A 21,782-nucleotide genomic window follows, 5' to 3' on the forward strand; every position below is an offset into this window, starting at 1 on the left:
GCTATGCCACCCTTCTATCCGCACTTGAATTGACTCGGATCATCAAGCCAGTCTATCCGCGGCCCCGTGCACGTCAGCCCTACAGCCCGCCAGCAGAACGCCAGCCAATGCTGTATGGCTCATTAATCGACAAATAAGAAAGCCCGTAGACCGTTTCCAGCCGCGGGGCTTAGGTGGGCCCAATCTTCTCTACTTTTATAACGTCTCGGTGCTGCTGCTCATCATATCGACCCGCGCTATCCTCTGGGCCAAGTCGGTAAAGCTCAGCAACACTCCGCACGGCGATGGCACCGCTGCTAAGTTGCCATGCCATTGCAGACACTACTACGTCGCTGCCTGCCGATGCAATTCGGCCTGATACAGATGCTGGAAAAACTGGGCCTTATACCAATCCCAAGTCCTAACATACCGTTGTTAGCAGCCAGGTTAGCCTAGGTACGCGTGCGTAATGAACGGCCAGCACCGAGTTATCTGAGTAAAGGCATTCCACGCATCACAGCAAACATCGACGGTCTGCTCCTAGCTGTCGTAACAGCGGTTGCGCAAGCTGCGGTCACGCGGCTGCCGCCGTAATTGCTCAGCGGGATTGAGGCACGGAACCGCCGCTACAGGGGGATTCCGCACTTGTTTTTCGCTGCCAATCGACGGCGACGCGTCGTCATCGCTGGATGAACCTGAATTTATCTACGTTGCCAGCGCCGACTGATCCGATCGGCACCAGGAAGACGTTCTGCACGCCGGTGACCGGTTGCGTCAATGTCGTGGTCTGCAGCTGGAAGTTGCCGAAGCCCCCTGTGGATAGTAGTCTCAACTCCCCAACCTTGGCGCCCGTAGCCGAACCGAGACGGATTTCCAGTCGCTGGTTGGCATACTGCGGATCGACAGCCACCATGGCTTCGAAGGCGTTCGCATTGGTCGTGACATTGACCGCATTATAGCCAGCCCAGTCGCCGTTATCCAGACTTGCCAGATGGGCGTTTTCGACCGCAGCGCCTTGGCCGGAAGTGTAGCTCTCGCCTTCGGTCCATCCATCAGGGTTGACCGGGCCGGGCCTCATATTCAACTCGGTGATCATAGTGAGGCTGGCGCCGGGCTGCAATTCAACCTTTTGTGCGAACGTATTGAACCCAGTGAACGCGACAGTGGGAAAATGGGTGACCGACGCGAACATTGGCTCCCCGGGGCCAGGGATGGCGCTATACCCCACGCCAAACGGCGGCAGGTCGGAAAGCGCACCGGCATGCGCGACTCCTTGGGGATCGCGGAATCCGTTACCGAGTATGAATGCCATGGTGCTTCCCCATACTTCCAATCCCGTCAGGTCAGGGGGCGAGGTTGTCGTGGGTCGTGAGAATAGGCCGTTGACATCCAGAACCAACGGCTGGGCACCGCGGTTGAAGAGGACAACTTTCTCATTAAGACGTGAGGTATTACTGCCCGCCGAGCTGCCGACGACGGTATAGACGACGGCGCCAACAATACTGCCAGTCGTATCGCGCGGGCTCGTCCCCAAACTATAGCCGACCAGATTGCCTTGACCATGGAGCTGGTTCCCCCCAACGTGGGCATTGGGGTGCCAGTGCCCTGTGACATTCAGGTTTGCTGCTACGCTGGACGGTGTCACGAAGACGCTGCGTCCATCGACCACCCAGTTGAGATAGCGTGGCAGGCGACTCACATCCTGAACCCCGCGCGCGATATTGACGGTGGTATTTTCCGAGGTCAGCGGCGTCTGATCGACCTGAGCCATGCAGGACAACGACAGTGAGCCCAATGCGCAACCGGCTACGAACTGAGAGATTTTCATGATGCAGCACCTTTCAATAGGAGGAAAGATCGAGCACCACATCGCTTCTCTCGAAACGGCCGACTACCTTGACCTACCGAGCGGCGAACACGGCGCCCTACGTGATTTACACCGTTCGTCTACAAAAGTGTCAATGGTCGACCGCCTTTTCTTGTAATTGACTTTTGGTTGATTACACCTTGATCCCATGTCTTGAACAATTAGACGAAAGTAGTAGCGTCTGTTGTGCGCTGCAGTAGGGGTGCCGAGTTCGTCCACAGGACCATGGCGGCGGGCTACTGCGCGTTTCGTCCTTAATAATTACTCCTTTGCGGCTATTACTAAGATATGCCAGCCGCGCCCGAGTAACGGCATTCCGGCAACAGTGTTGGATTTGACGGTGCATGCCGTAACTCGTGGCATGAGCTACAAGTCTGTAAAGTCTCAATACGATCAGTGCGATTCGTTGACCCTGCCTCGCTTCCACGTACAGCAAGTCATGCAGCCATGAGTGTTTCCTCAGCTTGAACCGGAGTGCGATATCCGGTCGAGAAATGAATTCACTGCCGATTGTAATACCTTCCAATCCAGTCTACGATATCCAGCCGCGCCTGTGCTCGGGTTTCGTAACGGGTCTGGTAGATGCGTTCAACCTTGAGCGTTTTGAAGAAGCTCTCCATCGGCGCCTTATCCCAGGCATTGGCGCGCCGGCTCATGGAGACCGTCATGCCCCAGGAGGCAGCCAGCTTCCTGGTAAGCTCGACTGGCATACGGGGCGGATTCAACCGGTCGTCGCAACACTAGATTGTTGAACAGATTTTAGGTACACGTCCAGTGCTTCGGCTGGTGTCTTCCAACCAAGCGTTTTCCGTGGTCTGAAATTAAGCGTGTTAGCCACTGGATGGATCTCTTGAGATGTCTGTACCCTTAGGGAAGTATTGCCGTAGGAGGCCCTTTGTATTCTCGTTCATGCCGCGCTGCCATGGACTGTGCGAATCGGCGAAGAACATCTGCACCCCGGATTCGACCGTGAAACGGGCGTGGTCCGAGAGTTCTTTGCCACGATCCAAGGTCAATGACTGCTACAACTGAATAGGCATCTCAGTCACGGTCTGCTTGAGCGTGTTGGCCATCGTGATCGCTCCGTAGCCAGCGCGCGACCATTCTTTGTTCTGGGAATCAGCCCATCGCCTTCCTCGCGAGGTAGGTGAACAAGCATGGTGAATCGGCTTGACCGCTCAACCAGCGTTCCAATCGCGGACCGGTTCAGACCGATGATCAGGTCACCCTCGCAATGCCCCGGCACAGCGCGATCCTACACTTCTGTAGGCCGGTTAGAGATCATTACATTCTCGTAAGCGCTAAATTGGACACACCTATGCTGGCTGGTTAAATGGGAGCACGATTGCGTCCGCAACGACATTATTGCGGACGCAACCATGAACTCTGATGATTTGATATTTCTTCCCCTTAAGGTAATTCGTGCCACACCAAGCGGCAAGCGCACCTTCGATCCGGATGGTAAGCGGCGGCTGTTCGAGGCCTGCCAGCAGCCGGCGTGTCGATTTCCGGCATGGCGCTCAAGGCCGGAGTTAACGCCAACCAGTTACGCAAGTGGCTTCTTCAGTCTCGCAAAAAGGTCTCTCTTGCCTGCGTGACGCCGGCGCCGGCGTTCGTGCCGGTACGTCAGGTTGACAGCCCGTTGCCACATCACCAGCAGCACACTCCAATGCATGCATCAGTGCCGCCGTCACGACTGTCGGCGCGGCTTCCCAATGGCGTGACGGTGGAATTGGCATGTGCCGGGCACGACGCGGCTCTGGTGACGGCGATGATCACCGCCCTGGGTGCGCACTGATGTTCCGCTTTGACGCTCATCTGCAGGTCTATCTGCACCGCGAACCCATCGATTTCAGGTCCAGCATGGACAGCCTGGTGACGCTGGTCGAGCAAACCATGCAGCTCGATCCGTTCTCCCGTGCCGTCTTCGCCTTCCATAACCGTGGCCGCGATCGCATTAAATTGCTGCTGTATGACCGCTGGGGCTTCTGGCTATTGATGAAGCGGCTCGAAGCCGACCGCTTTGCCTGGCCTCGGCAGCCGCAGGCAGTCATCGAGCTCTCCATCGAACAGCTGCACTGGCTGCTTGACGGCATCGATGTCGAGGCCATGCGCAGGCACCCGGCGCGATCCTACCGGCACGCCAGCTGAGCCGGCACCGCCATCGCATGTCGCTCGCAAGGCACAGGCCGGATGGCTGTTACAAATTGATGTAAACCCATTTGCTGCGGGAGTTGGCTAGCATGTCGCCAATCAGCGTGCTGTACCCCATCGGCATCTTGCAGATGTCTTCGTCGATTGCCGTCTGCCGGAAGACTGGTCACCACAAGAAACTCCAGCTATCGGCACGCAAGCGGCTTAGTTGGAGTCGTTCATGTCGAGGTGAGGGTGATCACTGTCGTGGCAACGATCCTCAAGTGTTTTCTGATGAGTAATCCCGCAGCCACGATATGCCGCCTTATTCCCTGTTATTGCAAATAAGGTTTATACCTGCCGTACCAATGGCGGTAAGGCAGCAGCACCCCGTCAATACGGCTGGCTGACAACTGTTGCCGGCGGCGGGCTACATCGAAGACGCCGGCGTGCGTCAGGCGGAGCGCTTATCGCGGGCCAGGTTGTCGCGTTCGAGTTGCACGATAAAGCGTTGAACTGCGGCGGCCATCGGACGCGGCAGGGCGTCGAAGCGGCAGCCGACAGTGCGCACGGTCTGACCATCGGGCAGGGTCTTTTCGCGGGCATTGGCGACCACCAGATCGGCGACGACTGACGAGCCAATCGGCAGGTCGAACCGGCAGTTCGGATACAGCGTGCCGACCGCCGGGTCCATGACACCAAGGCGGTCAACCAGACTGGCGCCTCCCAGGCTGATGTCGTTCAGCACCAACACCGCTTGGCCGGGAGTGGCGTCGTTGCCCCCGGCAGGAACGATGCAGTGAATGGGACGACCCGCCTTGGCTGGCACCCGGTAGTATTCGCGGCGCTGCAGGCGGATTATCGTCTCGGGAATGGGCATTTCCCACACCGGCCCATCGGCGAGGATGTTCAGGGCAAGACTCGCCACCTGGAAAAAGGTATGCACGCCGTCGACCGAGGATTCTGCCCATAGCCCGCTGGCATTGGGAATGTGCCTGTCGCTCATCGCAGGCAAGGGCGGCAGCAGTTCGATCACTCCGCGTGCTTCATCGATGTCGAGGATGCGGGTCGTCAGCGTCGCATCCATGCCCAGACGCTGCAGCTTCAAGTCGTTGCGTGCTTCGCACAAACTGGCAAGCATGCGCGTAATCTGCCGTGCTGACGTGATTTCGTAAGGGCCGACATCGTCGATCCCGTATTTTTCCTTGAACATCCTGGACACCGTTGCGTGAAGCGAGGCGGCGCTGCATTGCGCGGCTTCGCGACATGATAGACGGTTTTGTGCTTTCTTGTCAGCAAGTAAGTGGACCGCTTGGCAAGGACTATGCGTTGGCGAAGCGATGCCGGGATACGCCAGCTTTACCCCGTTGAGGATATACCTGGCGTCTTGGCGGCACCTATTTGAAATCGTACCGCCCGGAAGATGAAATGAGTGGCTTTTGCTGAGCATGCCTGTTTGGTTTTCCATAGCGCTTCAGCAAGTCATACAGTGGAAAACCGGTAACCAAAGTCGGTCCATTGCGCCAGAGTCTGACCGACTGCTGAGATTAACCTGCGTGCTTTTACTGTGATCAACATGCAGGCACTGCCCAGCACCGAAAGGGCATGTCGACGCGCGACAATGCGTCCCAGACATTCGCCGCGCAAGGTTGGGCAGTTCTGATACAGGGCATGAGCAATCGCCGCCTTTCCCCCGCATCAAGGGGGCGACTTCGAGCGAAATCGGAAGCTCGGGATCCTCTAGCAGGTCTGAATGAATGACTGCGGGATTTTCACGGTGAAAGCCAAAGCCGGAATAGCAGATAAATCGTTCGACTCCCCAAAGCGGGGTCTCTATTGGATTTTAAATAACTACCATTACTCCCTGCCTGTGCCTCTTTACTATCGATCAATGTGTTTGAGCCTGGATTCTTCGGAATGACGATCTTGTCTGCTTGCAGCAGCGGCGCCATTAGGTCTTTGGCCCACGTGTGGAGCGTCTAGCGTAGACCGGGTCAGTACATACTTGAGCCACGACCAAGCTCCGATAGAGCAAGACGGGTCTGGTTAGGTCGCTGTGTCACACGCGTACAACTCTTAGTCAGTGTAGCGGTTTTTCACCGATCTGCTATGCCCAATATAGCGACCCGGACAATATATAGTATGACGTTACATAATACGTAATTACATATAACAAGTAGGGAGATTAAGTTTATTTGATGTCATTTATTGAGGAAGGATAACGTTGACTTATCCCAGCCGAGTCTCAACGAGCTGTGATTTCGATGGGCATATCGTATGGTTTCCTGTAGTGATGCCGGATGCTGGCCGGCGACGCGTCTTCGTCCAGGTCTATGGTCACACTGTTTGGGGAAGGGACTGCCAGCGGTGACAGGGCACTGCTTACGCAGGTAGGCCAAGCTGGATAAACGGAAGACCAGCGTGCGCCGTTGCCATGTCTTGAACCATGAACCTGCTGGATGGGAAAGGAAAACAAAACCGATGTTCAGCGCCTCTGTCTGCCCGAGAATTTGAAGCCGTTTCGGGAAAAGCACCGCTTGCTGTTCGCATCCTACGCAGCGGATGAAACTTCTATCCACAAGGCACTGCTGACAAGGAAATTCACGATTGTGCTTGATGCGCTCACGGAATATGGCCTTGCGCGTCTGGCACAAGAGGGGCAGGTGGTCCAGGCTGAGAACGATCCTTTAGGATACGAGCAAGCTTGCGCCGAGCACCGCGGATGGCGAAAGAGTCGCCGTGAGTCCTCCTCGCGGCAATGCACCGCGGGCAGTGCGCCGGTACGCCGACAAAACGAGCCTGCCGCCGTCGTTGTAACCAAGAGCGGCACCTCCTAGTCTTACCCATGGCAATGTTGACGCGCGTGGGCTTGGGCGCGGGGCGACATAGCGTACTCGCTATGCCGCTTGAGGACGGGGCACCTCTGACCTGGATCGCCTCGTTGTCTGTGCTGTCCCCGTATCGAGAGGTCACGTATGTACAGTCCGGCACCAGCGACATGCGAGGGTTCGATCGTAGTCATTACGCGGACGCGGACGCGGGCCGTGGCGCAGGTCATCGCGTCATGCCGCTACACGCAAGGATGGAATCAACCGCCGGTATCGTCCGGGCCCGAAAGAGGCGGACCACAATCCCTTCCACGTCGTCAGAAGCGCATTGGCTTTAGCAGATGAAATTGTCACAATACGCACCCTGAAATACGACAGTACCAGGCATGGTGTGCGGCGGCGATGCGATTAGCTATTCGATCAGGCGGCGCGCCCAGGATCGGTCGACGACCTCTGTAACGCGATCTTCTGACCGAATAAGCATGATTCGTTGAGTTAACCAGTACTTGCCTCTTTTCTTTGCTAAGCTATACTCTGCTTAATCGAGAAGGCGACAACGTATTGTTCACTCGATAGATCGTTCCTGGACCGGCTAACAATATGCATACTGGCCAGGCATATTCAGCACACATGTGAAAGATTGTTATGGCAACAGGTACCGTCAAGTGGTTTAACGATTCCAAGGGGTTTGGTTTCATCACACCGGATCAGGGTGGGGAAGATCTCTTTGCCCACTTTTCTCAGATTCAAACCTCGGGCTTCAAAACCCTCAAGGAAGGCCAACAGGTCTCCTTTGACGTAACGCAGGGCCCCAAGGGCAAGCAAGCTTCCAACATCATGCCGGCATAAACCCGCTCTCGGTTAAAAGCCTGCCGACATTTCAACTCGATGGGCTTTCTTGATCAACCAATCCGGTGTGCTGTCCCTGCCGGATTGATTCAACAAATGCGTGTGCGAGAGCTTGGAACAATGCCTTGTGCGCGTTCTATGCATTTCCGCATACATGTACAGCGATGGCTGGCTGATAGGGGCTCATTCTATGCCTGAACGGACTTTTACGTTAATTGACCGCTCCCTCTGATGTAGACCGCGTAGCTCAACTTGGCATCGTCTTTTACAACGGATGATAGGCGAGTTTGACGTGGTTCTTGCCAGCCTTTTTTGCGGCATACAATGCTTTGTCCGCTACATCGATCAGGGTGACAGAATCGGTATGGCCGGGCAGCAGTGACGCTACCCCAATACTGACGGTATAAGCAGGAATTTCCTTGGACGAGACTTCCCTAGCCATGGTCCGAATGCGATCAGCGACTGCATAGGCATCCTCTTTTGTTGCTCCGGGTAATAGCACGAGGAATTCTTCGCCGCCGTAGCGTCCTATGGTGTCGCCGCGGCGCAGGATATTGAGCACTTTCGATGAAAAATCGATGATCACGCGATCCCCGGCCAAGTGCCCATGTCGATCGTTGATGTCCTTAAAATCGTCGAGATCCATGATCAGTACCGACATCGGGCGGCGCGCCAGTTGCGATTCCACAAGTGTCTGCTCCAGAAGAGAAAGAATGGCATCCCGTCGATATACGCCCGTCATCTGGTCCCGTGTTGCCAGGAATTCGAGTTTCATTTGCATCGCGCGGTTGACCATGAGCATGAAGCCGACGCTAAGCGCGACGAGCGAGAAGGGAAATGTTCCCATGTAGATGCTGTGAACCAGTGAGGTATCAGTGTTTAGCGTCAAGCCGCTGTCCTGGAAGAAGGCGGCAAGGCAGCGGGCCAGCATCACGACTGAGGTCGCCAAAAATACGAATGCGGTCAATCGCTCCGCAAACCCTTTTTCTTTGAGTCGGATAATGAGCCGAGCGCACGCAATAAAGAGAGCAGTAAGCGTACTGCTCATGATGATGACACGAACGCGATAGTCATCCTGCACGAAAGTCGACCACGTCAGGGCAAGACCGGCAACCCCTGCTAACAGAAACAGTGGCGCTCGCTTGACTTCCCACCCGCCAAATTCCGTTAGACTGGCATGCATGGCGATGACACCAGCTGCGACCAGCAGATTTGGCAGAAAGCTCGATAAAAACACGGGAATTGTCCCACGCAACGCAAACAAGAATGCCGCCGCAGCCATTGTGATGCAAGCGGCGCCCCAGTGGCCAAGACCGTTGATATCACGAACGAGCCCCGAACCAAGTACAAACAAGACAAAGGCACACAGCGTGCCAAGGGCTGTGGAAAGGATAATAAAAGCAAGCGGATCAATTCCAGACACAGCACACTTCCTTCAAATCACTGTCTTCTCACTGGCGGGATCTCCAAACTCTGTCGGAAGGTGGGCCAGTCGGACCAAAGAACAAATGGTCGCATAGAGGTTTCCTGATGGCAACTATTATCATCAGCCACAGCTTCACCGAGTCAGTTTACAATTCAAGCCTTTCAAGGTCTTACTTGACGAGTCCATTTTTGAAGAGGCGTGCGGTGACGACGGGTCATCGTGCGACATCGCCGGTCTTTGCCGATGCTGTCGGGCCGCACGGATGCTTTGGCAGTGCTCCGGGATTGGCATGCAGCGCTCTCTTTAGCAGCATCTCTGCCAGTTCAGTGGCTGCCATGCTGTCGTAACGTTCCCATGCAGCCGGCGTGACGGTCGTCACCATGCCAGCATAGTGCATTCGGATTTCGTCAGCAAAGCAGTAAGCCGACAGTTCCATGTCATCATCCTGCAGCTGACCGCGACCCGCACCGCCGATTGCCGCACCGCTAGAGCATTTTCACGCTGACTGGCCATAGCCGGCATGACGGATATATCGTTCACACTCGTCTGGCGCGAAGTCGTCCATTAATTCCCCAATGGCCGACCATAGCTCTTCGACAGTACGTTTGGCCACTTTCCTCAGATAGGTTTTCATCTTGGAGAAGACCTGTTCAATCGGATTGAAGTCTGGACTATACGGCGGCAGGAAGCGCAATTGCACCCCAGCCGCCGTCATGGCCTCTTCAATACCGGCGACCTTATGCGAACCCAAATTGTCCAGCACTACAATGTCACCAGGGTGTAGCACCGGCACCAGGATCTCTTCGACCCAAGTACGGAAGGTCTGACCATTGATAGGACCATCAATGACCCATGGCGCCACCAAACCGTCGCAGCGCAAGGCGCACACCACCGTCGTTGTTTTCCAGTGACCATAAGGAGCGTGCCCAAGACAGCGCGTGCCTACCGGCGAACGGCCGCGGGCCGGAGTCATATTGGTGCTGGCCCAGGTTTCATCCAGGAACACCAGATGGTCGACTTCCAGATCAGCTTGTTGTGCCTGCCATGCCTGTCGGGCCTGTGCTACGTCCGGGCGCGCTTGCTCGCATGCATGGAGTGACTTTTTTTAAGACTCACACCCAGCCGGGCCAGTGTCTTCCAGAGTGTGGAAACACCAACCCGCATGCCATGCTCGTTCTGGAGCCACTCGCAGAGCTGCTTGAGGGTCAGGTCGTTGACGGCTTCAACCTTGTCAATCAGGGCTTGTTCGAGCCCAGTCAGTTTGGGCGGCGTGTGGCTGCACTGCACTCCAGGTGTATCTTCTCCAAGGCGCCTTCGCCGCGAACGCGCTCGGGCCACGTAGGACTTGCTCACGCCAAAGCGCGCCGCCACTTCTCGAATGCTGCCTTTGGAATGCAGAACGCGATCGCGTAAATCTTGCCCGTAGGCTTGACCAGGTTGCCATGCCATAACAGCCTCCGCGTCATCTTGAGTGCTAATCTGACTCCTGGCTTCTCTCGCAAGTTCAGCTCCTTTAATAGCGCAGGTCAGCCCGAAAATGCTCTAGCGCGTGATAGGCGATCACCGCCGCGCCTATGGCAAGCAGCACAGCCCGTGGATAACCCGGCAACGGAGCAATCTGGTGCTCATTGCGGGTCTGTCTGCGAACGACATTCGTCTTTTAAACCAGATGGTCTGGCAGAGGACGCAGGCTGAAACGATCCAGACAGGCCTTCCTCGCCGGGTCGCTGGCGCCGATCTTGTGGACAGCGGATAAGGCCTGTGCGCACAAGAAAGCCAGATTCATTCCCGAGCGGCGCCTGCAGGAATCGCTCGGGCAGTTCCCAGATGATCATTTGGGGTTTGTCGGACGTAAACGCCTCATTGCGCAGGTAGTCTTCTGCCGCTTGCAAGAAGCCGCTCCCGTCTCGTGCGGCATTAAGGACGGCGACACCGAGTGCCTCTTGCAAATAACCATGAAAATTCGCGCGCAGCGAATAAGAGGTACCAACCAGCACCACAGGGATGGCTGTGCTTCCAAACAAACCTGTGCTAGGGGGCGGCGGCGCAGTGTCTATCGTACGCAGCGGTGCCTCCATATCGACCGGCGGGCGCAGCCAGCTCGGCGCAGTGGCCAATCCCATCATTTTCACGAGATCTCCGATCCGGACTTCCGGCGCGCCCGTGGCTTCGGTACGAAATGAGGATGGCTTTTGCAATGGCAGTCTGGTCTGAACTTGCCTGGCAATCTCTTGCGCAGCGGCTCGCGCTCCGGTCTGGTTCCAGTGGGTGTCGCTTCGATAATAAGGGATCGAGCCATCAGTCCCTGGTGTCAACGCAGTGTCCAACGCCACCACGGCCACGCCCGCCTTGCGCAAACTTGCCACCGCCTGCCCGTAGCGGGGCTCTAGTTCAGCTGGATAGCCGCTGCGGAGCTGCCTATGCAGCATGCGGGACTTGTCCGGCACCAAGGCCACCACCAAGATCACGCCTTGTCGCTCAAGATGCTGTGCCGCCTGTGCCAGAAGTTCGGTGCGTACCGACTGATTGTCCCGGCCATCGCGATGCCAGACCATCTCTTCCGTGAGGAACAACGTTCCATCTCGTCCGACCCGGACCTCGTCAGGTCCTCCGTCGAACAGGCGGTAACGAACGCCATTGGCAAACGCAACAGCAGTCCCGCGCACGGGCATCCCTTCCACCAGTCTCTTTTCCAGCGCAGCGGTCGTGCGGCCTTCCAAAAAATCGGCCGTCAACGCCGGCAGGGTACGCAGCGGCAGTCCCTGCACGGCGTCGGACATGTGCCACGCGCCGAGCGCCAGCAGGGCGACAAGCATGATCCCGGCACATCGTGCCGGCCACACCGCGCGCGGCGGCAAAAAGACGTCTTCGGGCATGTCAGCTCCTAGAACTGGAAATACAGGAACGGCGTATGGCTTTGTGCAAACAGCGTCGCCAGTGCCAGCAGGAAGAGTGGCAGGATCAGTGCCCATGTCCACTGACGGGACGCCTGCCGCCATTGCGGCAGCGTCAGCGCCAAGGCGGCGCCAATGCCCAGCATAACCAGCCGATAAGGTGTCGCGGCCAGGCGCACTGCAGGATCGATCGCGACCCCGCCCAGACCTGCCATGCCGCCCAGCATGTCGACGGCATGACTCACCGTCGAGGCCCGGAACAACACCCAGCCGATCATCACCAGCAACAGGGTCTTGGACACGGCAAGCGGCGCTGGCAGGACAACGCTTATATAGCGGCCATAGAGCCTTTCAGCGACCAGCCATCCTCCATGCCAGGCTCCCCAAAGCACGAAGGTCCAGGCGGCGCCGTGCCACAGGCCGCCCAGCAGCATGGTCAGGAACAGGTTGAGGTAGGTGCGCGTCGTGCCCAATCGGTTGCCGCCAAGCGAGATGTACAGATACTCGCGCAACCAGTTTGACAGCGACATATGCCAGCGCTTCCAGAAATCAGTGATCGAGCGCGCCAGGTAGGGATCGTTGAAATTGGCGGGGAAAACGAACCCGATCATCAGTGCCAGACCGATCGCCATGTCGCTGTAACCGGAAAAATCGAAGAACAGTTGCACGGTATAGGCGGCCGCTCCCAGCCAAGCGTCGGCGAGCCCCGGCGCAGTGCTTGAAAACGCGGCGTCCGCTAGGGGGGCAACGCTATCGGCGATCAGCACCTTCTTACAGAAGCCAATCATGAAGATGAGGCTGCCGCGGGCGAAACGCTCCATGGAATGCAGGCGTGCCCTGAATTGTTCGGCAAGGAGGTGATACCGCAGCACGGGACCGGCGACCAGGTGTGGAAACAGGGCAATGAATGCGGAGAAATCGATGAGATTGCGTGCCGGCGGCGCTTCGCCGCGGAAAATATCGATCAGATAGGAGATCGCATGAAAAATATAGAATGACACGCCGATCGGCAGGATGACGTGCGCCATGGACAGCGGCGCGATACCGAACGCCGCGAGTGCGGCGTTGAAGCTTTCGATACCGAAATTCGCATACTTAAAATAGCCCAGCGCCGCCAGATTGCCGCCGATCCCCGCGGCCAGCCATCTGCGTTTGATGTGCGGCTGGGGGGCCGTTTCAATGGCCAGGGCGATGCCATAGGTGGTGCAGGACACCGCAATCAACACGGCAAGAAATTCAGGGCGCCACCAGCCATAAAAAAGATAGCTGAACGCCAGGATGGTCGTTGACCGCCATTTCGCCGGCGCCAGGTAATAGCAAACCAGGAACAAGGGGAGGAAGGCGAACAGGAAAAAAGGGGAGCTAAAGACCATGCGCTGCCAATCAAAAGCCCGCCCTCGACGGAGGGCGGGAGGCGGATGTCGAAATCCGCGCGGTTATTTCAGCAGGTCCTCGGGCAGGCGGCACAGCTTTGCCTGGGACAGTGAAAACTTGTCAGTCTTGCCTGGATAGATGCGCAGTTTGGTGTAACCCGCGGCGCCTGGGGCAACCGGCACTTTTACTGCATGCGGCGCGTCATCGCCGGCCATGGTGACGGTCATGCGCTTGGCAGGGAGGGCAGGCCCGCTGGCTTCGATCGCGATCTGTTTGGACCCGCTGGCGACGAGGCTGGCCCACAGGTAATCGAGCCGCTCCACCGGACGGTCCACGGTCAGCTCGACGAAATCGTTGTCCGTGGTTGGTCCGGCCACGATGTCGCCGCCGCGTACATTTCCGGCATGGCTGCCGAGGCCGGCCGTGCTGAGCTTGGCCGCCGCAGCACTGGCGGCACAGCTTTTCTGTGCCCAGCTCGCGGCGCGCAACAGCCATTCGGTATTGTCCATGACGTAGCGTGTATCCCGGAAGCGGTAACCCGGCGTGGCGCGCAGATCACGCTCGGGCATCTCCCAGATGATGAGCTTGGGACGTTCACTCTGGAAAGCGTCATCGCGCAGGTAGCTTTCCATGCCGACCCAGGAACCCTGGTCGGCGCCGACCGAGATGGCCAGGACGTCACGCTGAAGCGCCGCGCGCAGCGCATCGGGAAAACCGGTCCAGACATTGGAATAGCTGCTGCCCATCAGGGTAATCGCCGGCACAGCGGCCTTGCCCAGCAACTCCTGCTTCGGGGGATTGACGCGGGTGACTTCGAACGGGAAGATGGCTTCCGGAGTAAAAGCCGGGGCCGGCTTGGGAAGTTGCTCGATCAGGTCCCGTGCACGGGCGTTCTGGCGGCGCTTGCCCATGGTGAGCTTGAACGCCTCTTCCGGGGTGGAATCAAAGACTGATTTCAGTGCTGGATTGGCATCGATCTGCGCGCGGATGGTGTCGGCCGCCAACAACGCCCCCGACGGCGCCCAATGCGTATCCAAACGGAAGAAGAGCGGCATGTCAGCGGTGCGCTTGGGGCTGGTCATGAACGCCGTATTCAGATCCAGCACTGGAATGCCGGCGGCTTTCATGCTGGCAGCAATGCGATCATAATTGCCGCTCAGGTGTTCGGTCAGCTTGACATTGTCCGGCAGATGTTCGGCATACACCCGCATTTTTATCGGCACCATGGCCACGGCGAGGGTGGTGCCGTTGTCGGCCAACACCTTGGCAAAGCGCTGCATCAAACCCACTGACGTTGCCACATTGCTGTTATCGGAGGTGTCCGATAGCTCGTAGCTGTAGAAAAGCCAGTCGTTCTTGCCCAGGATGCCGGGAGGGGCATCGGCGGCGACCGCGGGGGCGATCGCGCCAGCCGTGGCGCAGACAAGCAGGAGGGTGCGAGAAAAGTTCTTCATTGGGGAATCGTCGAGATCAGGGTTGCGAAGAAGAGTGGTGAGCGCCGGTAAAGCGCTCGATCTGGTTGGTGCGAGTGCGCAATTCAAGGTTGCCCTTGGCGTCGGGCACCAGAAAGACGCTATAGGTGCCACCCGGCGCCATCGCGAGGCGCGCGCCCGTCAGGCGCGCTTTGTCGCCGGCGGCCGACGCGATGAGGTCCACCGTAATCGGATTGACCGGGATCGCGCTGCTGGTCGCAAACCCCACGTTGGCAAATACCCGTGTGCTACCGTCGGCGGTCGATACATCCAACGCGCCGCTCTTGGCATGCAGGTGATAGACCGCAACGACCGCCTTGAGCTTGTTGGCGTTGGGGCGGTCTTCAAACACGACCGGCGCGGCATCGGCTTGGGCTGTGATGAAGGCGAGTGTCAGTGCGCGTCCAGACTGGACATTGACCGTCGCATGGCGGGTGCGGCCCCCGCCACGCAACTCGAACTGGTGGGGTCCTGCGGGAAGCACCAGATACTCGCTCGGTTCGGAGGCTGCCAGCGCCTTGATGCGCCGCGCGCCATCGACGGCGACCTCCATCGGGGCCGTGCCCAGGGCAATGATGCGCACATAGGCCGAATCGGCCGGCGGCTGCGGGTCGTATAGCAACCCGGTGCTTTGAGCGGCGCTCGCGAGCGGCAAGCCGGCTGTGGCGATCATCATCAGTGCCGCTGTCACACGGCGGCGGCGCGAGGAATGTCCAGGCATGACATGCTCTCCAATCAGATAGTCAAGGCAGGGGGCGGGAAAACCACAGCTGCCAGTAATAGGTGCCGGGTGTGAGTCCATCGAGAGGAATGGCGGCTCGCCAGTCGTCGACCATGGCCACTTTCGGCAAAGGCTGTCCCTGGCCGCCGTTGAGCGTGAGCCTGGCGCCGGTCTGGGGCAGCGTCACCCAGATTGCCGGCGCAGTGTTCGACGGCATTGCGCGGTGGAGCGTCACCACGAGCCGTGGTGGCGTTACCGTGGTGTCCAGCGAGGCTGCAATCTGCGAGCGAATCCGCCACCAGTCCGCAACATTGCGCGCGGTCGCGATCCAGGTGTGGTCGCGCTGCGCCGCGAGGGCGGCGTTGATCGTGCGCAGTTGACCGTCGTCGAGCATGCTTTGCGCCAGCAGGCGGATAATCGACAGAGAGCCGCTGGCATGCGAGACATCAAGTTCGCGCAGGAACACCGCCATGCCGGCGTTGGGATCGCCTTCGCCAATCGCGTCCTCAGGGCCGGTCAAGGTGCGCGGCAGCACGATCATTGCATTGGGCGAACGCACGTCTTGCGCCGAAGCGAAGTAGGGCAGGCGTGCATCGGAAAACTCCGGGCCGCCGATCGCATAGCCGGCGCGCTGGTCACGCAATGCCGAGATCGTGGTCGCATCCATGGATTCCATCACGGGATGCATCCCGTACCCGGAATCGAGTGCCACCCCGGCGCCTCGCAGGGCGGTGATGGCGCCGTGTAATCGCTTGTGCACGATGGGCGTGGCTTGATCCTTGAAGCCCTCGAACCGGTCACCCATCATCCCGACTTCGTGGTCCGACTGACGCAGACGCTTGATCAGGAGCGCCGATTCCGCAGCGGTGTCGGACAAAACAAAGTAACTGGCGCGGGCCTGGGGGCCGGCAACAGCTTGTGGCAACGCGAGATCGGTCTCCACCAGCGGGTCGGGCACATCAATGGTGATGACGGTGGCGCTTTGATACGGATGCGGCCAGGCGGCCACGGACGCCGTCGGTATGCGCAGCAGCCAGAAGAGGGCATTATGGGCCAGCGCGTCGATGGCTTGCGGGTCCGCCGAAGTCCATAATCGTTCAGAAAAACCAAACACGACGGCCCGCGAGGAGTGCTTGCCCACGACACGTTCGTCGAAGGCAATGACCACCGAGGGTTTTCCTGCGGCGGCGCTGCGTGACCAATCCATGATGCGTGCCGCCGGCTGCCCCCCAGTCAGCCGCAGCGGATAGGCATCCTTGACCCGCTCCAGCCAGACACGCTGACCGGCCGGCAGAGAATGGGTCACCGGGCTTGTCCCATAGGGGATCAGGAATGTATCGTTCGCCTCGTTTTCCGTCGTGCCGGCCACCCGTACGCCCAACGCGCTAGCCATAAAGCCGTCGCCCAGTGCCTGGCCTTTTTCATCGCGCACACCCGTCTCGCCCGTCGACAGCACCGAGCCGCCGCCGGCCCGAAAGGCCGTGATGGCCGCCATTTCCCGTGCCGTCAGATGCGACGCGCCAGGCAGGATCAGGACCGGGGCCGCCATCTGCTCAATGGCCGCCACGTCGCTGGTGATGCCTGCGCTGATCTGGTAGCGGCGCAGGAAGTGCTCCCATTGCTGGGCATAGGGAAGTATCGAGCTGCCGGTGCGCGACGCCGCGGCCTCAGTCGTCGGACTGGCGTACACCATGACCAGCGCATGGGCCGGCAGGGACGGTTGCTGACCGCGTGCGGCGGCGGCATCGACTTTTTCCGCGGGAACGGTTGTAGTGCAGCTGGCCAGCACCATGACACCGCATCCGAGCACAAGGCAAGTCGATACAAGACGGCGGCTCAGCGGTGGCAAGGACGAAATCAAAGTCATAGGGGGTACGCATGCGACGCGCGGCACGATCACAGGCCGGAACAGACCACGCCCGCCGCCAACGGGGTTCAACTTATAGGTAAGCAATACTTGTTTTGCAGTAAGTACTGTATAGTGCGGGTTAATATTTATCAAGAAGTGCCTGAAAAAACTGCAGATGCGTGCGACAACCACCGGCGATGTGCCCGACGTCTCTTCTCTCTGGCCGGGGGTGCGCTGCTCGGTGGTTGCACTGACTTTTCTTGTATTCCAGCCCACCCTGGCACAGGCAACGGCAATCGATTCGATCCAGAGTGGCCTGAACACATTGTTGAAGCGTCCGTGGGACCATGAATTGCGCTTCGCGATGGCGGAACGCCTGATCAAGGCAGGGCGGATCAACGAGGCCATGATCCAACTGGAGGCGCTCGAAGGAACAAGTCTGTCGTACATTGCCGCCGTACGCCTGCAGCAAATCCGGAGCGATGCCCAACCCGCTCCGGCAAGCACACCGGTTCAGACTGACGCTGCCTACCCTCGGGTCTCGACGGCAACGTTGGCCCAAGCTCAGGTGGCGACGGTGCCGGCACGTGCGATCGGCCAGAACAATTCAGCGATCGAAATCCGTCAGTTACCGCAGTTTCAGTACCTGGCGCCGGGTACGACACCTGAGCCGACTAAAACTCTGCCCGCCGGCGAAGAAGCGGCGCGCGCGACAGTGTCGGCCCGTACCCCTGGTGAACGGGACATCCTGTCCCTAGTGGCGGCTGGCCATTATCAGGAGGCCGGTACCCAAGGCGTTGCGTTGCTGGCGCGCGAATCGCCGATTGACGAAGTGCGGTTGGCCATTGCCAACAGTCTTGCCTGGACTGGTCGGCTCGACGCGGCGGCGTCCGTCTATGCGGCGATCACGACCGGGCCGGCGGCCCTGCAGGCCGAATTGGGCCTGGCCAACATTGAGCACTGGCGCGGGCGCGATGAAAGTGCCGTCCGGCGGTATCGTAAGGTGCTGGCCAGCGAGCCGAACAACGAAGTCGCGCGCGAAGGCCTTAAGGTCGCGACCCGCGAACTGCGCCCACGCACGACCGTCAGTGCAGGGGCCAGCACCGATTCATTCGATGTGCGCCGTGCCAACGGCGTGCTGACCCACCGCTGGAGCAATCCTGAAGGAACGGAACGCTATGAGGTGGAAGCGTCGGCCGTACGCGACCGTTCCCCGGGCGCGGGGGCCCAGCAACAAGATATCATGTTGCGCTATGCAGCGCCGACGCTTCCGCTCAAGCCCAACTTGGAACTGAGCGTGGCCAACCGGGATCGGCGCGCTGTGCATGCCGGCATGCGTGTCTCCATCGGCGAGGCGACCGTCGAACTGGCGAAGGTGGATTGGGGCAAGATGGCAGTCAATCCCCAAGCGCTGTCCGCCGCACTCGACGCCAATCATGCCGGCATGGAATGGAACCACGGCACATCAGCTGGGTTGGTCACGGCGCGCCTTGCGTACTACGATATCTCCGATGACAACGCGATCTTGACCAGCGGCCTGCGTTTCGTGCCGACCTGGCGTCCGCTGGGGGCACGGGTCAAGCCTTTTGTGGGCATCGAGACGCGCGACGCGCGGTTCAATACGCCGCAATACTGGTCGCCAGCGAACGGTTTCGGCACCGCGTATGCCGGACTGTTGGGGGAGTGGGGGCAGGCCGATTGGACGCTGTTTGCTTCGGCGCAGGCCGGGACCCGTTTGTACGGCGAAGCTGGAAGGAGCTGGAGCTGGTCAACGGGCGGCAAGCGTTGGCTCGGCCCGGACATCGGTATTGGTTTTGCCTTATGGAGCATGGCCAGCCGACGGGATAATGCCGATTATAAAGCGCGGTCGGCCAACGTCACGCTGGAAAAACTCTGGTAGGCACGCATGCTCACGGCTGGCTTGCGTCCAACAGCAACAGGAGCCGCGCAAAAAACACATTAAGCTGACGTAAAGCGTGAATCGTTTGCCGGCACAAGTCCGAAGCCCCGCACCTTCGATGGCACCGGTGTTCCAGGCACGCGTTGCCGCTGCAGCAGCCCGTCGGTCCCCAACACAAGTGCGTTTTGTTATGCAACGTGCATGCAGCGAGGGCGTCGCGATGGGACGGCTTGGCTACGCTGCAAGCTGCCCGACGCGGTAGGCATCGAGGGTCTCGCCCCCCGCGCCTCTGATTGCCAAGTTGAATGCCTTGGACTTGCGAGGCGCATAAGGGTTGCGTCAGGCGGGGGGACACGCTTTCAACATCGTGCCTGAATTACTTGCCTGACGCAAAGCTGGCTTGGTACGCGTAATCTCCCGGTGCCAGCTTCTCAAAGACAATGGCAGCCCGGTAGTCGTCGAGCAAGAGCACCTCGGGTTTGGGCAAACCGATCTTGGCGGAATGGACCTGGGGCAGCACGCCCTTTTGGGGCAGCATGACGAGCACGGTTGCCCCCTGCAGGGGCGTGGTGCCTGCGATCGAGACGTTCATGTCCAGGCGCTTGCCGCTTTTTGTCACGGACAGCCGAAAGCGCTCGCGCTCTTTCCACCACGTCGCGACGTCGCCCGCCGGTGCCAGCCAGACATGGTCGCGTCGTTGCTTTATGCGGTCGAGGAGCTTCACCATCGCGCGCGCGAGCACGCCCTCCGCCTGATAATTCTGGGTATGGACACTGAGCAGCCCGAGCGCGCCATTGTCGACGGTCAAGTCAAAGTCAGCCACCATTTCCTGCGCCATCTGTTCGACATTGTATTGAGCGAGGTTGATATCGTCGCGCTGCGTGCGCGGCAGCACCACCAGCGCATCCTGAAGCGCAATGTCCTTTGACTTTTCAATCAGCGGCAGTCGGCTCTCGCTGCGGGCCGGGTCGGCGGCATGGTGGCGGATGCCGTTCTTTTGCAACAGCAGCTCGGTCGTGCCGTCATAGCCTTCGGTGGGGGCGCGGAACCCGGTGATGGTGGCGACGTCGGGTAAGATCGTCGCCATGTCAGCGCGCATATTCTGCATGCGCTGCTGTTGCAGGGTGGGCGATTGCCCCTTGAAGCTGTCGTGCACGTCGGCGTGGTACCCAATCTCGAAGTCGCGATGCAGCGCGCTCAGCACGTCCGGGTAGCGTCGGGCAACGGAGGTCAATACATAGAAGGTGGCACGATAATTAATGTCCTTCATCATCTGCGCAAAGACCAATGCGTTCGGGAACCCTTCTTCGGTATCCATCTCGATGACCTGCGCGGCCCGCTTTCCATGCGGCCACGCAGCGCGGAGGAAGGCCGGGTCGCGCTGGAGCCACTGCAGGGTATCATCGATGAGCGCATAGAGCAGGGCCGGACGGGCTTCCCACACCGATTCGGAGAAAGCGAACACCGCTGCCCGACCCACGCCGGGTCCGGGCTCGGCGATGACAATGGCGCCTTCATCACGACGTTCCGGCTCCGAGATTCTTGTCCAATTCATGAAGCGCGCGGCAATGCGCTCGCCCTTGATGCGCAACAGCGGCTCGGCCGTCTTCGCCATCGCATACCGAAAGCCGGCAGGCAGTTGGTGCGACACGGGCGATTCGCCATTCATGATCAAATGGCCGGCCTCGGCGGTTGCCGGCATTTCCCCGATCATCTGGGCTCCAAGCGATTCCAGAAACTGCCAGCCCTCCCAATCGCCTTTGCCATTTCTTGCGCCGCTGGCCCACGTGGCCAGGATGGCGCCGCCGCGCGCACGAAATGCGGCCAGTGCGGTGCGTTCGTCAAGATCTAGCGCGACTGCCGAAGGCAGGATAACGACCCCGTCCTTCTGCGCGTTGAGCTGGTCTGCGGTACTTAATTCTTTGAAACCAGCGCGACGCGCGCTGAAATAGCTGCGCCAGGGGACCAGCAGGGTCTCGTAGTTGCCGCCGGCACGGGCAAAGTAGTCGCGGGTGGTGCGGGACGCATACAGGACGGTATTCGTGGCGCCGTACTCATAGGTTGGCAAGAGTCCGTTCATGCCTAGCCGCGGTACCTGCCATCCCAGCGTCTGCATCACGGTCAGGTAAATCAAGATGGGCAGCGCGACCCCCAGCAACGCCAGCAGAGGAAGATAGGTGCCCATCCGTCGTACCGCCGGTCGGGTCGTACGTCGTTCCGTGATCTTGGTATCCATCGTCGGTACGGTGGCCGTTGCGACCGTCATTGTTCAGTCGGCAGCTGCGGCGTCTGTCCCGGCAATTTCGGCACGTACGGCTTCAGGAACACCGGTTCGGTAATCTCGCGTGCCGTGGTAGCGTCGCCGGCCCGCTTGGCCTTGGGGCGCCGCTTGTCGCGCAGCTTGAAGGCGGCATAGGCGCCGACACCGGCGACTGTGGTGCCAATGGTCGTCACCAAAATCACGGTGGCCAGAATTGAAATCAGGTCCAT

The 21,782-nt window shown here is 59.3% G+C and carries 17 protein-coding genes and 4 pseudogenes; 5 read left to right on the forward strand and 16 right to left on the reverse strand.

The window, feature by feature from the left end; all coding sequences use genetic code 11:
• Positions 1 to 658: 658 nt before the first annotated feature.
• The 3 genes and pseudogenes from IGW03_RS17755 to IGW03_RS17765 form a co-directional block, all read right to left on the reverse strand.
• The gene (locus IGW03_RS17755) at positions 659 to 1,807 is read right to left on the reverse strand and encodes a carbohydrate-binding protein (RefSeq protein ID WP_194723903.1); all 1,149 of its coding nucleotides are present in this window, start codon (positions 1,805 to 1,807) and stop codon (positions 659 to 661) included.
• A gap of 476 nt (positions 1,808 to 2,283) precedes the next feature.
• Positions 2,284 to 2,563, reverse strand: a pseudogene (locus tag IGW03_RS17760) (integrase core domain-containing protein); the annotation flags it as partial.
• Between the two features lie 4 nt (positions 2,564 to 2,567).
• A pseudogene (locus tag IGW03_RS17765) lies at positions 2,568 to 3,134 on the reverse strand (IS30 family transposase); the annotation flags it as partial.
• Between the two features lie 210 nt (positions 3,135 to 3,344).
• Between IGW03_RS17765 and IGW03_RS17770 the strand changes: the two are divergent.
• Together IGW03_RS17770 and tnpB are read left to right on the forward strand one after the other, a co-directional pair.
• Positions 3,345 to 3,644 (forward strand): hypothetical protein, encoded by a 300-nt coding sequence (locus IGW03_RS17770; protein ID WP_323744990.1) that lies wholly within the window; start codon positions 3,345 to 3,347, stop codon positions 3,642 to 3,644.
• Positions 3,644 to 3,997, forward strand: a complete 354-nt coding sequence (tnpB, locus tag IGW03_RS17775) for an IS66 family insertion sequence element accessory protein TnpB (protein WP_194723904.1) — start codon at positions 3,644 to 3,646, stop codon at positions 3,995 to 3,997. The genes IGW03_RS17770 and tnpB overlap by 1 nt, the downstream gene beginning before the upstream one ends.
• Positions 3,998 to 4,433: 436 nt before the next feature.
• Here the strand turns inward: tnpB and IGW03_RS17780 are convergent, their stop codons facing one another.
• Positions 4,434 to 5,192 carry a flagellar brake protein gene (locus IGW03_RS17780; RefSeq protein ID WP_194723905.1) on the reverse strand — a complete coding sequence of 253 codons (759 nt, stop codon included), beginning with the start codon at positions 5,190 to 5,192 and terminating at the stop codon, positions 4,434 to 4,436.
• Positions 5,193 to 5,461: 269 nt separating this feature from the next.
• Positions 5,462 to 5,662 (reverse strand): annotated as a pseudogene (locus tag IGW03_RS39395) (PIN domain-containing protein); the annotation flags it as partial.
• Positions 5,663 to 6,438: 776 nt separating this feature from the next.
• On the opposite strand from IGW03_RS39395, the gene IGW03_RS17785 reads away from it, so the two are divergent.
• Complete coding sequence (locus tag IGW03_RS17785) at positions 6,439 to 6,816, forward strand: hypothetical protein (RefSeq protein ID WP_194723906.1); 378 nt, start codon at positions 6,439 to 6,441, stop codon at positions 6,814 to 6,816.
• Between the two features lie 636 nt (positions 6,817 to 7,452).
• Positions 7,453 to 7,656 (forward strand): cold-shock protein, encoded by a 204-nt coding sequence (locus IGW03_RS17790; RefSeq protein WP_194723907.1) that lies wholly within the window; start codon positions 7,453 to 7,455, stop codon positions 7,654 to 7,656.
• A 265-nt stretch (positions 7,657 to 7,921) separates the two neighbouring features.
• On the opposite strand, the gene IGW03_RS38915 is transcribed toward IGW03_RS17790, so the two are convergent.
• The 9 genes and pseudogenes from IGW03_RS38915 to IGW03_RS17830 form a co-directional block, all read right to left on the reverse strand.
• The gene (locus tag IGW03_RS38915) at positions 7,922 to 9,079 is read right to left on the reverse strand and encodes a GGDEF domain-containing protein (RefSeq protein ID WP_194723908.1); all 1,158 of its coding nucleotides are present in this window, start codon (positions 9,077 to 9,079) and stop codon (positions 7,922 to 7,924) included.
• 217 nt (positions 9,080 to 9,296) lie between these two features.
• Positions 9,297 to 9,518: a hypothetical protein gene (locus IGW03_RS17800; RefSeq protein ID WP_194723909.1), complete on the reverse strand. Its 222-nt coding sequence runs from the start codon at positions 9,516 to 9,518 to the stop codon at positions 9,297 to 9,299.
• 60 nt (positions 9,519 to 9,578) lie between these two features.
• Positions 9,579 to 10,112, reverse strand: a pseudogene (locus IGW03_RS38150) (IS630 family transposase); the annotation flags it as partial.
• Between the two features lie 32 nt (positions 10,113 to 10,144).
• A complete protein-coding gene (locus IGW03_RS38155; protein WP_228535712.1) occupies positions 10,145 to 10,531 on the reverse strand; it encodes a helix-turn-helix domain-containing protein in 387 nt (128 codons plus the stop codon).
• A gap of 176 nt (positions 10,532 to 10,707) precedes the next feature.
• The gene (locus IGW03_RS17810) at positions 10,708 to 11,958 is read right to left on the reverse strand and encodes an alginate O-acetyltransferase AlgX-related protein (protein WP_194723911.1); all 1,251 of its coding nucleotides are present in this window, start codon (positions 11,956 to 11,958) and stop codon (positions 10,708 to 10,710) included.
• A gap of 8 nt (positions 11,959 to 11,966) precedes the next feature.
• Positions 11,967 to 13,349, reverse strand: a complete 1,383-nt coding sequence (locus IGW03_RS17815) for an MBOAT family O-acyltransferase (RefSeq protein ID WP_194723912.1) — start codon at positions 13,347 to 13,349, stop codon at positions 11,967 to 11,969.
• A gap of 63 nt (positions 13,350 to 13,412) precedes the next feature.
• Positions 13,413 to 14,804: an alginate O-acetyltransferase AlgX-related protein gene (locus IGW03_RS17820; protein WP_194723913.1), complete on the reverse strand. Its 1,392-nt coding sequence runs from the start codon at positions 14,802 to 14,804 to the stop codon at positions 13,413 to 13,415.
• Positions 14,805 to 14,820: 16 nt separating this feature from the next.
• On the reverse strand, positions 14,821 to 15,543 hold the full coding sequence (locus tag IGW03_RS17825; RefSeq protein ID WP_194723914.1) for an alginate O-acetyltransferase AlgF: 723 nt from the start codon (positions 15,541 to 15,543) through the stop codon (positions 14,821 to 14,823).
• 22 nt (positions 15,544 to 15,565) lie between these two features.
• Positions 15,566 to 17,410: a type 1 glutamine amidotransferase family protein gene (locus IGW03_RS17830; protein WP_194723915.1), complete on the reverse strand. Its 1,845-nt coding sequence runs from the start codon at positions 17,408 to 17,410 to the stop codon at positions 15,566 to 15,568.
• 157 nt (positions 17,411 to 17,567) lie between these two features.
• On the opposite strand from IGW03_RS17830, the gene IGW03_RS17835 reads away from it, so the two are divergent.
• The gene (locus IGW03_RS17835; RefSeq protein WP_194723916.1) at positions 17,568 to 19,292 is read left to right on the forward strand and encodes a tetratricopeptide repeat protein; all 1,725 of its coding nucleotides are present in this window, start codon (positions 17,568 to 17,570) and stop codon (positions 19,290 to 19,292) included.
• Positions 19,293 to 19,668: 376 nt separating this feature from the next.
• Here IGW03_RS17835 and IGW03_RS17840 read toward each other — a convergent pair whose 3' ends face one another.
• Positions 19,669 to 21,558 carry a polysaccharide deacetylase family protein gene (locus IGW03_RS17840; protein ID WP_194723917.1) on the reverse strand — a complete coding sequence of 630 codons (1,890 nt, stop codon included), beginning with the start codon at positions 21,556 to 21,558 and terminating at the stop codon, positions 19,669 to 19,671.
• Positions 21,555 to 21,782, reverse strand: a complete 228-nt coding sequence (locus IGW03_RS17845) for a hypothetical protein (protein ID WP_194723918.1) — start codon at positions 21,780 to 21,782, stop codon at positions 21,555 to 21,557. The genes IGW03_RS17840 and IGW03_RS17845 overlap by 4 nt, the downstream gene beginning before the upstream one ends.

The organism is Noviherbaspirillum malthae (assembly GCF_015352985.1).
Classification (GTDB): Bacteria; Pseudomonadota; Gammaproteobacteria; order Burkholderiales; family Burkholderiaceae_D; genus Noviherbaspirillum; species Noviherbaspirillum malthae.